Annotated in this window: 15 protein-coding genes; all 15 read right to left on the minus strand. The window is 37.6% G+C overall.

What is annotated here, in order from left to right:
* Window positions 1-9 precede the first annotated feature (9 nt).
* Window positions 10-1,077 (minus strand): glycosyltransferase, encoded by a 1,068-nt coding sequence (locus E7L28_RS04870; RefSeq protein WP_118091549.1) that lies wholly within the window; start codon window positions 1,075-1,077, stop codon window positions 10-12.
* The gene (locus E7L28_RS04875; protein ID WP_316711481.1) at window positions 1,074-2,123 is read right to left on the minus strand and encodes an NAD-dependent epimerase/dehydratase family protein; all 1,050 of its coding nucleotides are present in this window, start codon (window positions 2,121-2,123) and stop codon (window positions 1,074-1,076) included. Before E7L28_RS04875 ends, E7L28_RS04870 begins: the two co-directional genes overlap by 4 nt.
* Window positions 2,116-2,838: an IspD/TarI family cytidylyltransferase gene (locus E7L28_RS04880; protein WP_060918974.1), complete on the minus strand. Its 723-nt coding sequence runs from the start codon at window positions 2,836-2,838 to the stop codon at window positions 2,116-2,118. Before E7L28_RS04880 ends, E7L28_RS04875 begins: the two co-directional genes overlap by 8 nt.
* A gap of 9 nt (window positions 2,839-2,847) precedes the next feature.
* On the minus strand, window positions 2,848-3,714 hold the full coding sequence (locus E7L28_RS04885; protein WP_118091547.1) for a LicD family protein: 867 nt from the start codon (window positions 3,712-3,714) through the stop codon (window positions 2,848-2,850).
* A gap of 11 nt (window positions 3,715-3,725) precedes the next feature.
* Window positions 3,726-4,412 carry a sugar transferase gene (locus E7L28_RS04890; protein ID WP_118091546.1) on the minus strand — a complete coding sequence of 229 codons (687 nt, stop codon included), beginning with the start codon at window positions 4,410-4,412 and terminating at the stop codon, window positions 3,726-3,728.
* Window positions 4,406-5,605, minus strand: coding sequence for a DegT/DnrJ/EryC1/StrS family aminotransferase (locus E7L28_RS04895; protein ID WP_118091545.1), 1,200 nt, complete (start codon window positions 5,603-5,605; stop codon window positions 4,406-4,408). The genes E7L28_RS04890 and E7L28_RS04895 overlap by 7 nt, the downstream gene beginning before the upstream one ends.
* Before the next feature lie 77 nt (window positions 5,606-5,682).
* Window positions 5,683-6,294: a CpsD/CapB family tyrosine-protein kinase gene (locus E7L28_RS04900; RefSeq protein WP_118091544.1), complete on the minus strand. Its 612-nt coding sequence runs from the start codon at window positions 6,292-6,294 to the stop codon at window positions 5,683-5,685.
* Between the two features lies 1 nt (window position 6,295).
* The gene (locus E7L28_RS04905) at window positions 6,296-7,741 is read right to left on the minus strand and encodes a GumC family protein (protein ID WP_058948428.1); all 1,446 of its coding nucleotides are present in this window, start codon (window positions 7,739-7,741) and stop codon (window positions 6,296-6,298) included.
* 150 nt (window positions 7,742-7,891) lie between these two features.
* The gene (locus tag E7L28_RS04910; RefSeq protein ID WP_118091543.1) at window positions 7,892-9,718 is read right to left on the minus strand and encodes a polysaccharide biosynthesis protein; all 1,827 of its coding nucleotides are present in this window, start codon (window positions 9,716-9,718) and stop codon (window positions 7,892-7,894) included.
* A gap of 37 nt (window positions 9,719-9,755) precedes the next feature.
* Window positions 9,756-10,499: a polysaccharide biosynthesis/export family protein gene (locus E7L28_RS04915; RefSeq protein WP_118091542.1), complete on the minus strand. Its 744-nt coding sequence runs from the start codon at window positions 10,497-10,499 to the stop codon at window positions 9,756-9,758.
* A gap of 407 nt (window positions 10,500-10,906) precedes the next feature.
* On the minus strand, window positions 10,907-11,617 hold the full coding sequence (locus E7L28_RS04920; RefSeq protein WP_118091541.1) for an ABC transporter ATP-binding protein: 711 nt from the start codon (window positions 11,615-11,617) through the stop codon (window positions 10,907-10,909).
* Between the two features lies 1 nt (window position 11,618).
* Window positions 11,619-12,380, minus strand: coding sequence for an ABC transporter ATP-binding protein (locus tag E7L28_RS04925; RefSeq protein ID WP_004697257.1), 762 nt, complete (start codon window positions 12,378-12,380; stop codon window positions 11,619-11,621).
* A gap of 11 nt (window positions 12,381-12,391) precedes the next feature.
* Entirely contained in the window at window positions 12,392-13,405 is a 1,014-nt protein-coding gene (locus E7L28_RS04930) for a branched-chain amino acid ABC transporter permease (RefSeq protein ID WP_024061205.1), read from the minus strand.
* Entirely contained in the window at window positions 13,405-14,286 is an 882-nt protein-coding gene (locus tag E7L28_RS04935) for a branched-chain amino acid ABC transporter permease (RefSeq protein ID WP_024061206.1), read from the minus strand. Before E7L28_RS04935 ends, E7L28_RS04930 begins: the two co-directional genes overlap by 1 nt.
* Window positions 14,287-14,302: 16 nt before the next feature.
* Window positions 14,303-15,451 carry an ABC transporter substrate-binding protein gene (locus E7L28_RS04940; protein ID WP_118091540.1) on the minus strand — a complete coding sequence of 383 codons (1,149 nt, stop codon included), beginning with the start codon at window positions 15,449-15,451 and terminating at the stop codon, window positions 14,303-14,305.
* Window positions 15,452-15,491 lie beyond the last annotated feature (40 nt).

Here is a 15,491-nt window from a genome sequence, read left to right on the forward strand (position 1 = left end):
CCTTACAACTCATAAAACTTCTAACCAACGTTTTGCGATTTTCCATAATGGAAATTCATCGCGTACTTTGATGGCATTCTGTGAAAGTTTAGCCGCTAGTGCAGGGTCCTTTAATACACTGCGCATGGCTTCATACATAGCCTGCGTATCACCTACAGGTACGAGAATGCCATTCTCTCCACTTTTAATTACCATGCGAGCACCGCCTACAGGACAATCTGTGACTACTACAGGTAAGCCCATACCCAATGCTTCTAGCATGGAATTTGAAATACCTTCAAAATCAGAGGATGATACAAACATAGAACAAGGGGCTACCTTTTCTAAAATATTACTAGCAAAGCCAGGCAATAAAATGCGATTCTCTAAATTAAGAGACTTAATTTGAGCTCGTAGTTCATCCTCTAATACACCTTGTCCATAAATAACGAGTTTATACGCTGGAAACTCGTCTGCCAACATACTGAAAGCATTAATCATCATAGGCAAATTCTTTTGCGGATGCAAACGACAAGCTGTAACAATTGTCTTTTCTCGTTCCCCCTCTATTGGTGGTGGCAATTTACCATTAATAGGATTGGGGATAATAACACCACGATTTTGCACAGATTTTGGGAAATAAGAACGAGCATCTTCCGTTTGGAATACTAGTGCATCTGCAAATCTAAAGGCAAAGTTGCGCAACGCTTGCTGATGCCAACCAATAGGAACTTTGCGTGGATTATTGCGTTCAGAAAAAACAATGCGATTTTTTATAAACCAAGAGCTAATCGCTAAGATAAAACTCGATGCAGACAAAAAAGATAAGCATGTCGCATTTGGCCTAGTCTTTAAGATTTTGATTAGTTCTTTTATTTCTTGCATAAAGCGAATGACTTTATTAGAGCTTGTAGTATGAATTTCGATTTGTTCAATACCTTCCTCTAACGCATATTCATTACCATATCGATTAGGGCTTGTTTGGATAACTGTAATATGATGACCATCATGTACCCACTGACGAGCCAACTCTGTTAAGATTCGTTCAGCCCCATCGTTACCAAGGGAGATGGTGACAATTATTATTTCCTTTTTCATAAGCCTTCCTCTTGGATATATTCTGCCAGTCTTACATAGGCTTGTGCCATTGATACCTTAGGTTTCCAACCTAAAGACTTTAACTTCTTAGAACTTAAGAACATGTGTACTGTCGGTGCATAGCCGAACCCTTGTACATCTTCTGGAATATCAAAAACAACTTTACTCTTATTATTGCTCACATGAATGGCCACTAATTGAGCAATGCTTGCAATAGAACGAGTCTCTTCATCATGACATACATTATAGGCTTCGCCAGCTTCGCCCGCCTTCATAAGGGCTAAAATACCAGCTAATGCATCGGTAATGTAGCAATAGTTCGACATAGAATCGCCTTTTGTGTGAAGAACAATATTTTCATGTTTAAGAGCACTCTTGGTAAACTGCATGAATACACGGTTATCTGATACCGGAACACCAGGTCCAAAGGTTTGAGCTAGTCTAGCTATTACAGCAGGCACGCCATATTCCACAACATAGGACTTGCAATAACATTCACATAGTCTCTTACTTTCAGAATAGGAACTACGAACATTTAGGTGATCAAGATACCCTAATCGGTCTTCAGTCATAACTTGACCAGACTCATAAGGTACACCATATTGTTCCATACTAGATAAATAAACTACTTTCTTTACCTTTTTTCGACGGCCTAACTCGAGCATGGCCTCCGTGCCATAAATAGAGGTACGGATAGTTTCTACTGGATGTTCTACAAAAAACTTAGATTGTGTTGGTGCGGCTCCATGCAAAATATAATCACATGGCACATCAATAGATTCTAATGAACTATCCACTAGAGATAACGACTTATTATCTAAATACTCACCAAAAATAGTTTTTGCCTTTTCATGACTTCGTACATGACCAATCACTTTTAAATCCAGGTCATGAGTCTCATTGGCAAGTATAAGTAATTTTATAAACATCGATCCAATAAGCCCCGTTGCACCTGTTATAAGAATGCGTTGATGACGGAGGAAATGAAAGTAATTTTTTTCATGTACTAAAGCCGTTAACTCACGTTGAATAACGGAATTACTCATCTTTTAATCCTCCTAGCTCACGATTTTTAATAATCCCTGTGAACATATAATAATCAGATGGAGTTGTAATCTTTATATTTTCAGTTTCCCCTAATACAGGATATAGAGTATATCCATAGTGCATCATCATCGATGCGGAATCAATAAAGTCATGAATGCCCTCATCTTTTGCACGATTATGAACTGATATAATATCATCTAATCTAAAACTCTGAGGAGCTTTAGCCATGAGACATTCATTACGATTTAAAATATGCTTAATAGAACCATTTTGGGTAACCATAACCGTTTCTATAGCTGGAGTAACAGTAATGGCAGACCCCTTTGATTCAACAGATTCTATGTTTCTCTCTATAGTAGAATTATCTACAAGTGGACGAACCCCATCATGAATCAATACAGTCACCGCATCATCAGGAAATAAACGCTTAGCCTCTACGAGTCCATTATATTGGGATTCTAGAGCGCTTTCACCACCAGGCACAATGGATAATACCTTTTGTAGCCCCGCCTTTTTGATGAGCTGTTTTGTATGATCAATCCATTCTGCTTTGCAGGCAAGAACAATCCCATCAATTGTCTCCGTTTGTTCAAACACATCTAAGGTTTGAATCAAAATTGGTCTACCGTTCCATTCTAAAAATTGTTTTGGCGTCTTGCTATTTTTCATACGAGCACCTACGCCACCCGCAAAGATTACTGCTATTCGTTTCATAGGCCCTCCTTATGGTTGAGCTTCTTTTTTGGCATAATGTATGCCTTTATACTCCTTGTAAGGTGTATGTAGATCAGCAAATACTGCATCATGTTTTGCCACACGTTGTTCTATAGGTGGTAATTGCATATAGTCGCCCCAAATAAGACGCAAATATCTCTCATACCCTTTCATAACAGGTATTTGATGACCTTCAAAGTCTTTATATACAACAGAAGCAAAGTCCTCTCTAGGATGACGTAGCTTCATACCTTTTAAACTGCCAATTAACTCCGTACATTCATCACTGGTATCAAAGTCGTATTGAGTCATTCTCTTTTCTGCAAATCGCCAAATATGATAGCGTATAGACTGACTGGAAAAGATTTTATAAATATAACCAGCTAAAGCGCGATATGTAGGCCCTTTATTATCTGGTAAACGCTGCGCATTAAAGAGTGCAAACGTCATGGCCCACATCAATTGCAATAAACGACTAATTTTGCCGGGTGCACAGCCATCAATAGGCATAATTTCAAGTGCTAAACCATGACAAACATCTTCATGCATACTATGACGATTAATAAAGGTCGTATTATTATCTCTTATAGATGCACCTGCATCATGATAGATGTGATCTCGATCAGTACGACAATACGTAAATCGTTCAGTGTCAGCATATTTTGGCCATAATTTAGCTAACTTTTCATAATCTGGACGAGGCATAAATAGATCTAAATCATCATCCCAAGGGATAAATCCATTATGCCGTATAGCCCCAATGAGACCACCGCCGCAAAGATAAAAGCGCAAATTATGTTTATCACAGAACTCTTTAAAGTACAGCAACATATTCAGCTCTTTTTCTTGTATTTCCTTTGTCATAGATGTACTCATAGGGACCTCTTTCAACGTAATACAGCTAATACTGTATCAATCATCGTTTTTATATCTTGTAAAAAAGAAAACTCCTTAATACTCTTTAAATTCCAAGCCATCTTGCCCGGTAAAACCTCATTTATATAGACTTCATCAACATTTTGAGCATTTTGTAAAAGTTGATCTTCATCCTTATAAGTAATACTGGCAATACTGGTAACCCCAGCTGGTAATAATAAGGTAGCTTTCATTTCATCTGTATAAGCAGACACGTAACGTGGAACCTCAGGTCTTGTACCAACAAAACTCATATCACCTAAAAGGATATTGATAAGCTGAGGCAATTCGTCGAGGCGACAGCTGCGAAGCATATTTCCGACCCTAGTGACACGCATATCATTTTGCGACGTCACTTGTGCTCCTAAAGATTCTGCATTTTTTACCATAGTACGGAACTTGTAGATGCCAAAGGTACGACCGTACTGTGTCACTCGAGTTTGACGGAAAAAAACCTCTCCCGCACTATCTCGTTTAATCATGATGGCTAGTATGAAAAATACAGGACTTAATGTAATAAGCAGTCCCGCTGCCATTACGCGGTCAAAAATGCTTTTACAAAGAAGGCTTGTACGTCTTTGATTTAATATTTCAAAATAAGGACGAACCGCTTCACACTGTAGCGCTTGTGGTAGATCATAAAAGTTCTTTACTAGCATTCGGTAATAATCCTTTTAAACTGCTCAATGATATATTGCACTTCTTCATCTGTAAGGAGCGTATGAAGTGGCAATGTAATTTCATTCTTAAATTGGTCATAAGCATTTGGATAGTCATCGATTGTAAAGCCTAAGTTTTTGTAAGCCGTATGCATTGGAATTGGCTTATAGTGAACATTCGTTGCAATGCCAGCCTCAGCCATAGCTTCTATAACCTTATTGCGATATTCCGCATCACGGCCATCTAAACGGACTAAATACAAGTGACCACTACTCTCATGCTCATCTGTATAATGGTTCAACAATGTAACAGGTAAATCCTTAAATGCTGTATCATAAGCTTCGATAATTTCTTTACGACGTGCCAAAAGTTTTGGGTATCTTTCAAATTGAGCTAGCCCAATAGCCGCCATGATATCCGTCATATTACATTTATAATAGGTACCTTTAATATCATATTCCCAAGCACCTGCTTTTGATTTTGCAAGAGCATCCTTATCTTGACCATGCAAAGATAGCAATTGGAATTGCTTGTAAATAGTTTCATCATCAATACCATCTATATGACGCCATGTAGCACAACCACCTTCAGCAGTAGTAAAGTTTTTTACTGCATGAAAGGAAAAACTACTAAAATCTGCAACATTACCTGTTGATACTCCTTTATAAGATGCACCAAAGGAATGAGCACAATCAGCCACAATAGGGATATGACCTAATGCTTTTTGAATATCATTAGATGGTGTGAAGAGAGATTTCTTTTCCTCTACAATGGAACGCAAGCGATCATAATCACAAGGCACCCCCGCAATATCTACAGGGATGATTGCTTTTGTTTTTGGTGTAATAACGCGAGCGACTGCATCGTAATCCATTTCATAAGCATCTTTCTGTGTATCAACGAGTACTAAGGTAGCACCTACATGAACTACAGGACTCGCACTAGCTGTATAAGAATAAGCACTAGTTATGACTTCGTCTCCAGGTCCAATCCCCAATACGCGAAGAGACATTTCAAGCGCTGCCGTAGCAGAGTTTAAACAAACGGATTTAGGTGTACCTAACTGATGAGCTATCTTTTTTTCTAATTCTTTAGTACGAGGACCCGTCGTAATCCACCCACTTTTTAAGGCTTCAACGACTTCATTGATTTCTAACTCTGTAATATCTGGAGGAGAAAAATTAATTCTCATATAAATCACCTCAATACTTTCTGTACCATATTGATACGTTTGATTTATCACATAGAAGACTGATTAAAACAGTTATATTAAGCATCAATTACGATAGATCCTAAAAGAGAAATACCTACTTGTGAAAGCCGTTTCTTAGCTTCAATCAAATCTTTTGGACTAGCTACTTCATTTTTAACAACTAACACAACACCATCTGATTTTTCTGCCAATACAACCGCATCTGTAACAGACAATACGGGTGGTGTATCTATGATAACCACATCATATTCATCACGTACATACTCAAAAATCGCAGGTAATTTGCTAGAATCTACAATATCAGATGGATATTCAACAACTTCACCCGCCGTAAGAACATCCAAATGAGGCACTACATTACGATGAATCGTCAAATCTTCATCCATCACCACCGCATTTGTAAGGCCCTTATTTTGTACATTAAAGGCTATATGTTGTGTTGGATTACGTAGATTACCATCTACTAGAAGAACTTTATTATTATTTTTAGATAAAGCTAATGCAGTATTAGCAGCCACCTCAGAAGTGCCTTCACCACTAGTGGCTGCAGTAATACAAATAAGCTTACACTTATATTGGTTACATACATATTGAAGATTGCTACGCAATGTACGGTATGCTTCCACAAGTGGTGTATCACCACGTTCATTAGAAATTAGTCTAATCATATTAACCTCTCACTTTGCGCAACAATGCTACGAAACGATTACTAGGCTCTTCGTATTCTACTTCTTTATGATTTGGAATCACGCCCAAGTTTTGAATGCCAAGGATGTCATTAATCTCTTGTACAGATTGGACTTTGCGATTACCGAAGAATTGGACCAATGTATAGAGACAACCAAAGAGGACCCCTAAAATGGCAGCGCCTAATAAAATAAGTACTTTACGCGGCGCAATTGCTTTTTCTGGTAATGTTGGAGCATCTACGATTTGAACTTCATTTGGTACCATAACCTCTGCTACCTTCGCTTCTTCTAAGCGAGTGGATAGCATTTGATAGATATCTTGTGCCACATCTACATCACGTTTTGCTTGGATATAACCGCGTTCTTTTTCAGGTAATCCCTTTATAGCTTCTTCGTTTGCTTTATCTAACTCAGCTAATGTAGATTGTTTACCTTGAGCTACAGCTAATGCAGCTTCATTTTTAAACTTATCCGCTAGCAATCCTTGTTGTGCAGAGTTGCTTGAAGGTGCTTGTTGAGATGCAATGGCATTGATTTCAGCATTTAGACCACTTTTAGCTTCTTCAATTTGTTGATTAATTTCTTTCATCGCAGGATGTTCATCAGTATATTTACCAATATAAGAAGCTTTACGAGATTCTAAATCTGCTAACTGACCCTTGTAGGCTTGAACCGTAGCACTATCAGCGATGCTTTTACCTGCAGAACCTAATTGCTCATTGATACTGCCAAGTGCAGCTTGTGCCGTTTCTAAATCGAGTTGATTTTGAGCCTTCTCACGATCAATTAGAGTAATCTTATCAGTTAAGCCTTTCATCTGATCAGCTGTAGAGTACACCTTATTATCTACTTGAAATTGTTGCAATTTATTTTCTGCTTGCTCTAATTCAGATTTCGCAGTAACAACGCGTTTTTGTAAGAATTCACGAGTAGTTCGTTGTTCAACATGAGAAATTTCGGCAAGACGTTTTAAGAAGGTATCAATAAGTAATTGATTAGCTTCTTGTGCTTGCTCAGGACTCTTACCAGTTACGCTTACTTGTAATAACTCGGTTTCTTTATACGGTTTAGTTTCAATGCGAGTTTTAACAAAATCTTCATATGTTGGCGCATTACCAGTACCTTCAGGATCTTCTATAGCAGTAATTACTGGCTCTACTACATTACGACTTTTTAAAATTTCTGCATCTGTGTTCATCAATTGACGAGACATAGAATCAGAATAGGCATTAGCACTAGATAATACAGAATTACTCAAACCTTGAGCTTGTTTAATGCGTAACATCGATGTAGATTGATATGTAGATGGTGCAAGAAAGGCATACGCACCACCTAAAACCATACATGCTACCGTAATATTAATAATTTTACGGCGCTTTTTAATGAGGACTCTGCCCACCTCTTTTAAATCAATAATTTGTTCCACCCATATACCCCTTTCTGTAAAAGTATACAAACAACAGGGTCTCTCCCACTTAGAATATTAACTGTACCTAACCCTCTCAATAAAGGCATAATGTATCAAAATTAAAATAGTCTTATACATATATCGGGTAATAAATGTATCGTCCATGACCTATACATTATGATTTGGATCGTATGTAGGAATAATATCCTGCAATACATTAATTACATCTATATCAGTTTTACATGTATCAAAGCGCTCTATTTCACGACTCAGCCATTCTTGATCAACATCTTCTAGAGCTGCTTCAAAAATTTTCTTATGCGTAGTAGTATTCGTACCTTCTCCGGCAGTTAATAGTTCTTCATATAACTTTTCACCTGGACGTAAGCCAGTAAATTCAATACGAATATCCTTATTAGGCTCAAAGCCAGAAAGGCGAATCATATTCTTAGCCAAATCGACAATTTTAACCGGTTCACCCATGTCCAAAAGGAACACTTCTCCTCCATTCCCCATGGCACCAGCTTGAAGTACTAATTGACTGGCTTCAGGAATAGTCATGAAATAACGTGTCATTTCTGGATCTGTAACGGTTACAGGACCACCTGCTTCAATTTGTTTACGAAATAAAGGAATAACCGAACCACGGCTACCAAGTACATTACCAAAACGAACTGTTATAAACTTAGTATCATATGTATGATTCATACCAAGTACAACTTTTTCAGCAACCCGTTTTGTAGCGCCCATAACACTAGTTGGATTCACCGCTTTATCCGTGGAAATCATAACAAATCGATCTACCCCATGAGCTCCGGCTACATCCGCAACATTACGAGTACCATAAATATTATTTAATACCGCAGCAATTGGCTGGATTTCCATAAGAGGCACATGTTTGTGAGCTGCCGCATGAAATACTACATCAGGATTATAGTTTTTGAAAATTTGTTCTAATTGATTCTTATCACGAATATCTGCAATAATTGGAATCAATGTATCTTGAGGCACAATATTGCGCAATTCTTGATGAATAAGATAAATACTATTTTCACCATGACCTAGGAGCAATAGCTTTTTAGGTTTTACACGTAAAACTTGACGACAAATTTCAGAACCAATAGAGCCCCCCGCACCAGTAACTAAAACTACTTTATCCTTAAGATATGTTTCAACCTTGGACGTATCGAGCTGAATCTCATCACGCTCCAATAAATCCTCGATTGAAACAGGATGTAAATGAGATACAAGAACTTCATCATCAAGCAATTGGTACATCCCCGGTAAAATATTGATTTTACATTTTAAAGGAGAACAGATTTCCATGATTTCTTGAATAATATCTCGCTTCACAGAAGGCATGGCAATAATTATTTCTTCTACCTTATACTTAGCAACTAATGCTGGAATATCTTCACGATTACCTAGAATTCTAAAACCATTCATAAGACGATTATGTTTAAACATGTCATCATCAACATAACCAATCACTCGACGAGAACGCTTATGATATCGTTCAATTTCACGAGCTATAGTTGCACCTGCATCACCGGCTCCTATGATCAATGTATTCACTTGGCCACTTTCACCATCGTCCCCACTGCTATAGTGAAGTGCCACATAATGAAGCAACATACGTCCCATACCAACAGCACCTGTAGTGAGGAACCATGTAATAAAATAGACAGAACGTGGTAATGACTTACCAAATACAAACATAGAGGAATAGAATAAAGCCGTACCAATTGTAGTCGCTACAAATACTGCTAATACCTCTCGCATCCCTGCATATCGCCAAATACGTGTATATAAATGCATTATCAAGAACATCAACATATACGAAATAAGTAATAACGGAAGTGCATCCACCATTTGATTAATATATTGAGGTTCTATGTGCCCATCAAATCGAATAAAAAGACTGATAAAAGCAACGATTACAATCGTCACAATATCGGTAATAAACAATATGGATGGTAATAAATATGAACGCAAAAAAACGCCCCCTTATATGATAGATATCGCCTTATCTTTAATCCTTACCTATTCGTGATACCATATAAGCCCCTGTTAAGATTGGAGCAATATCACGAGCAAAGTTGATACGACTATTCTTAGTTAAGTAAAGAATATCACCTTCACGCATGATGTAGTTTTCAGACATATCTCCAGTTTGTAAAATACGATTCAAATTGATAGGAATTGGTTTCTCTGGATTATCTTGATGAATCAAGTAAATTTTCTTCTTTGCTGTATCCCAGTTAAAACTACCTGCAGCCCCAATCGCATCAATAACTGTACTAGATTTAGTCAACGTATAGGCGCCAGGCTTATTAATTTCACCAAATACATATACGCGAACACCGCCCAATTTCGATACATTTACTGTGATATCAGGATTAATGATATAACGAGACAAACCTTGCTGTAATTCAGCCGTAAATTCATCTACAGTTAAGCCATCTGCTTTTACAGCACCAACCATAGGAAACGATACATATCCATCTGGTCTGACGGTATACACAATGTCATTACCATTACGTGTACCAAGCTCTGCCTGCTGAACCACTTGAATATTTAGTTCGTCGCCTTGATGCAGACGATATTCTTTATCAGAGCTAATTACAGATGCACTATTTTCCAATGGTGCATGGCCTTCCATTTGTACATTCTTAGCATTATAAGGCTGATTAGTATTTATATTAACTGGTGCAGCCATGACCATTGTTGTAGTACATAAGAATGTAGCCATCATCATATACTGTTTCTTCTTCATACTTACCTCTTTTTTATTCAACTTATTTAATTCATCACTTAATTATTGATGTATCTTATATCTAAAAAATCAGTCATGCTATTTTATCATTTTTTTAAATATACTTCTACAAATCTAGTATCTTCCAGGCGAACTTCATATAATCTTCAACAACAATTCCCTAAAAATACAGTATTTTCAATATATGTTCATTAATTATTATTTGCTTTTTTCATTCTTAATTCACTAGATTTATTATTGATTATCTTAAAAATAATAAAAAATTTATAAACTCACTTCATTATCAGCTCACATAGTGCTGCTATTTCTATCAGAATTAGTGATAAAAAATAAGGTGTATATACTAGAAATCTAGTATATACACCTTATTCAAAGTTTTGACAATAATAATCGCTTTATATAATTACTTATTCAACACGACCGCCTAAATAAGCTTCCATAACACGAGGATTATGGCGAACTTCATCAGCAGATCCAGATAATACCATTTTACCAGTCTCTAAAACATACGCATAATCAGCAATCTTCAATGCTTGACGTACATTTTGTTCTACTAAAAGAACTGTTGTTCCATCGGCACTGATTTCTTTAATTGTTTCAAAGATCTCATTTACTACTAAAGGCGCAAGCCCCATAGATGGTTCGTCTAGTAATAACAACTTTGGACGAGCCATAAGTGCACGGCCAATAGCTAGCATTTGCTGTTGACCACCAGATAAAGTACCACCCAATTGATAGCTTCGTTCATCGAGAATAGGGAATCGTTTAAATACCTTTTTAATATCTGCTTCGATTTCTTTATCTTTACGTGTATAAGCACCCATTTCAAGGTTCTCATAAACACTCATATCTTGTAGTATTTGACGCCCTTCAGGAACTAAAGAGATACCATTTTTTACAACTTGATAAGTTTGACGACCTGTAATATCTTGACCTTCAAAAATCACTCGACCAGATGTGGGTTTTACAAGTCCCATAATAGTCTTCATCGTAGTAGTCTTACCAGCACCATTAGCGCCAATAAGAGATACAATCGAACCTTGTGGAACCTCTAGGCTTATATCTTTTAGGGCTGTAATATGTCCATAACCAGCCACAATATTTTCTAGTTTTAACATATTACACCTCTTCTTTACCTAAGTATGCTTCAATTACAGCTTCATTATTTTGAATTTCTTGAGGTGTACCTTCAGCAATTTTCTTGCCAAAGTTAAGTACTACCAAACGATCACAGATATTCATCATTAATTCCATGGCATGTTCAATAACCACAACAGTAATACCTAGGTCACGAATCTTGCCAATCAATTGACGCAGAACTTCAGTTTCACTATCATTCATACCGGCTGCCGGTTCATCAAGTAAAATTAACTGAGGATGTGTCGCTAAAGCACGAGCAATTTCAAGACGACGTTGCTTACCATACGGTAATGATGTGGCAACCTCTTCCGCATCAGCTTCAAGCCCTACAAGCTTTAAAAATTCATAGGCAATACCACGGCAACGTTCTTCTTCAATACGTTGACGTTTTGTTTTCAAAAAGCTAGACAGAAATCCAGAGCCAGTGCGACAATGCATACCAGTTAAAACAGTTTCAAGAGCAGTCATATTGCCAAAGAGACGAATATTTTGGAATGTGCGAGCAATGCCCATTTCAACAGTTCTATGAGGCTTAATGCCTACAGCAGACATACCATCAAAAACAATTTCGCCTGAACTTACTGGGAATACACCTGTAATCAAGTTGAACAGTGTCGTCTTACCAGCACCATTTGGACCAATAACACCAAATACTTCACCTTGTTTAACGCCAAAAGATACTCCTGTGAGGGCTGCAACGCCACCAAAGCTTTTACTTACGTCATTTAATTCTAATAGCATTCAGTTCCCTCCTATCCTTGTTTTTCTTCTTGTTGTTTGCGTTTATATGCTTCAAAACGTTCTGTCAACACTTGTGATTCAGGAATATATGGAGCTTTTTTAAAACCTAATTTACGACTAATTTTGTCTACCATAGATTCTGTTAAAATACCATCTGGGCGAACTGCCATCAAGATAACGAGTAATGCACCATAGATAATATCCCGATAATCGGATAAGAAGCGCAATACTTCTGGCAATAATGTAAGAATAAAGGAACCTAATACGGAGCCCCATACTACATTAGAACCACCAAATACAGGGAATAATAAGATTTGTACTACCTTATGGTAGCTAAAGTCTGTAGGATTTATAAAGTTTGTAATATGAGCATACAAACCACCGCCAATACCAGCGATGAAAGCACCAATGATAAAGGCCATCATCTTGTAGTATACAACGTTAATCCCCATCAATTCTGCTGCATGATCATCAGCCTTAATCGCTGCAAAGGCACGACCCACACGGCTATTATTGATTCGTACGCAAAAGGCGATAATCAATACTAAAATAGCTAACAAAATAATGATAGCCATTAGATTGCCCCATGCAACAGCATCAATGCCCATTAAACCATCGATATCAAGTTCATAGGCTAAGTTTGTTAATTCTTGAGGAATGGATGGAATACCAGAAAGGCCTAATGCACCATTAGTAATATCCAAATTCAAGAAAATAACACGCACAACTTCGCCAAAACCAAGAGTAGCAATGGCAAGATATAATCCGCGAAGACGTGTTGTTGGTAAACCGATAATAACGGCTACAAGACTAGCAACTAAACCACCAATGATAATGCCTAAAACGATAGGCAAATCAGCTTTCAAAGAAAGGATAGCGCCTACATATGCACCAACGCTCATAAAGCCAGCAGCCCCTAAAGAAAGCTGACCACTTGCAAGTGTGAAATAAATTGAAATACCCATGATGGCATTGATGATGAAAAACATCACGATCTGTAGATAATACGGGTTCAATAAATCCATTATGGTCTCCCCCCTTTATCTTTAGATCCAAACAAGCCTTGTGGGCGCCAGAATAATAATAGGATGATGAGACCAAAGGCCACAGCATCACGGAATGTAGATGCGCCATATGCAACAGAGAAGATTTCTGCTACGCCTAAAATGAAGCCGCCAACCATGGCACCTGTAATATTACCAAGGCCACCTAAGATAAGTACTGCAAGGCCTTTAAAGCCTATAATAACCCCCATCGTAGGCTCAATAGCATTAAAGGACAAGCCTACCAACACGCCTGCAGCAGCACCTAAAGCAGATGCAATCATAACTGTAACAGATATAATCATTGTTGGATTAATACCCAAGAGAGCTGCTGTTTCCGTACTCATAGATACAGCGCGAATAGCCTTACCAATCTTAGTTTTCTTAATAACTATATTAAGAATCAGCATTAAAACAATAGAAACGCCTAAGCCAATAATTTGTACCATGGAAATTTTGAAAGCTCCAAAGTCGATTAGGCCACCAATATAGTCTGGTGGGAACGATCTAGTTTGAGGGCCCCAAAGCAATAATGCCAAACTTTCAAGGAAAATAGAAACACCAATGGTACTAATAAGTGGTGCCAAGTGAGACACCTTTTTCTTACGAAGTGGACGAAGCGCCACAAATTCTAAAAGATAACCAAGGATAGCACCGACAGCCATAGCTACGATAAGGGCTACAAAAATGTTAACGTCAAAAACAGTTACCATAAAAAGACCAACGAAGGCACCTATCATAAAGATGCCTCCGTGTGCCATGTTGATGATATTTAAAACGCCAAACACAAGTGTTAAGCCAATAGCGAGTACAGCATATAAGCTACCGAGGGTTAACCCGTTAACTAATTGTTGTAAAAACACTATACTACCTCAACTTTTATTTTTTTAATGCGTCAAATTGACCGTTTTTAATTTGTAAAACTTGAACTTCCATGGAAGGGTCGCGTTTTTCGTTGAACTTGAATTGACCAGTTACACCAACAAAGTCAGCAATATTTTTCAAAGCTTCTCGGAATTTTTCACGATCTGTAGTGGAACCTGCTTTTTTCAAAGCTGCTTCATAGAGGTATACCGCATCATAAGCTTGAGCTGCGAATTGGTCTGGTTCTTTACCGTATTTATCTTTATAAGCTTTACGGAAATCTTTTACCTTTTGATCGTCTTTGTTAGGGAACCAAGGTGTACCTACGATAACGCCATCAGCTGCAGCACCTGCAATTTTAATGAATTCAGGGCTGTTAAAGCCATTGGAACCAACTACAGGTTGATTCATACCCATTTCACGCATTTTTTTCATGATTAATGCGCCTTCTTGGTAAAGAGAAGCAACTACGATAACATCAGGTTTTGCTTGTTGAATCTTAGTTAATTGTGCAGAGAAATCAGTATCTTTATCTGCAAATGTTTCAGTATCAACGATTTGTACGCCTTCAGATTCCAATGCTTTACGAGCTGTATTATTTACAGATACCATTTGGTCATTATTGTTGGAGTACATAATAGCTGCAGTTTTGAAGCCTAAAGTTTTATGTGCTTCTTTAATTGCAGTATCTACTGCCAAGGATTCAGGTACAGCATTACGGAAAATGTAATCGCCGATATCTGTAATACCTTCAGCAGTTGTAGATGTACCAAGAGCTACGATTTTACTTTTGTTTGCTACAGGACCAGCTGCCATCATTTCACCAGATAACATTGGGCCGATAACAGCTACAACTTTATCCTTAGAAATTACTTTATTCATTGCATTAATTGCTTCGTTTTTATCACCTTTAGTATCTTCTACTAATAAGTTAATTTTTACAGCATTTGCATCAGCATTGATTTCGCTTACTGCCAATTCTGCACCAGCTTTAATGGACTCACCATATGCGGCTGCACCACCAGTTGTTGTTGTCAACAATGCGATTTTAGCTTCATTGCTATTTGCATTACCTGCATCTTTATTGCTGCCACAACCAGCAGCAACTGCCATTACACCAGCAAGGCCAAAAATGACTGCTTTTTTTAACATGGATTTATTCATGTTACACCCTTCCTTTAAAACATAAAACTTTGATTCTATA

It is taken from the genome of Veillonella parvula (assembly GCF_032575955.1).
Taxonomy (GTDB): domain Bacteria; phylum Bacillota; class Negativicutes; order Veillonellales; family Veillonellaceae; genus Veillonella; species Veillonella parvula_J.

Bases quoted from the DNA above. Each gene is read 5' to 3' on its own strand.
- E7L28_RS04870 (WP_118091549.1), bottom strand. From the start codon at position 1,077: ATGAAAAAGGAAATAATAATTGTCACCATCTCCCTTGGTAACGATGGG.
- E7L28_RS04875 (WP_316711481.1), bottom strand. From the start codon at position 2,123: ATGAGTAATTCCGTTATTCAACGTGAGTTAACGGCTTTAGTACATGAA.
- E7L28_RS04880 (WP_060918974.1), bottom strand. From the start codon at position 2,838: ATGAAACGAATAGCAGTAATCTTTGCGGGTGGCGTAGGTGCTCGTATG.
- E7L28_RS04885 (WP_118091547.1), bottom strand. From the start codon at position 3,714: ATGAGTACATCTATGACAAAGGAAATACAAGAAAAAGAGCTGAATATG.
- E7L28_RS04890 (WP_118091546.1), bottom strand. From the start codon at position 4,412: ATGCTAGTAAAGAACTTTTATGATCTACCACAAGCGCTACAGTGTGAA.
- E7L28_RS04895 (WP_118091545.1), bottom strand. From the start codon at position 5,605: ATGAGAATTAATTTTTCTCCTCCAGATATTACAGAGTTAGAAATCAAT.
- E7L28_RS04900 (WP_118091544.1), bottom strand. From the start codon at position 6,294: ATGATTAGACTAATTTCTAATGAACGTGGTGATACACCACTTGTGGAA.
- E7L28_RS04915 (WP_118091542.1), bottom strand. From the start codon at position 10,499: ATGAAGAAGAAACAGTATATGATGATGGCTACATTCTTATGTACTACA.
- E7L28_RS04920 (WP_118091541.1), bottom strand. From the start codon at position 11,617: ATGTTAAAACTAGAAAATATTGTGGCTGGTTATGGACATATTACAGCC.
- E7L28_RS04925 (WP_004697257.1), bottom strand. From the start codon at position 12,380: ATGCTATTAGAATTAAATGACGTAAGTAAAAGCTTTGGTGGCGTTGCA.
- E7L28_RS04930 (WP_024061205.1), bottom strand. From the start codon at position 13,405: ATGGATTTATTGAACCCGTATTATCTACAGATCGTGATGTTTTTCATC.
- E7L28_RS04940 (WP_118091540.1), bottom strand. From the start codon at position 15,451: ATGAATAAATCCATGTTAAAAAAAGCAGTCATTTTTGGCCTTGCTGGT.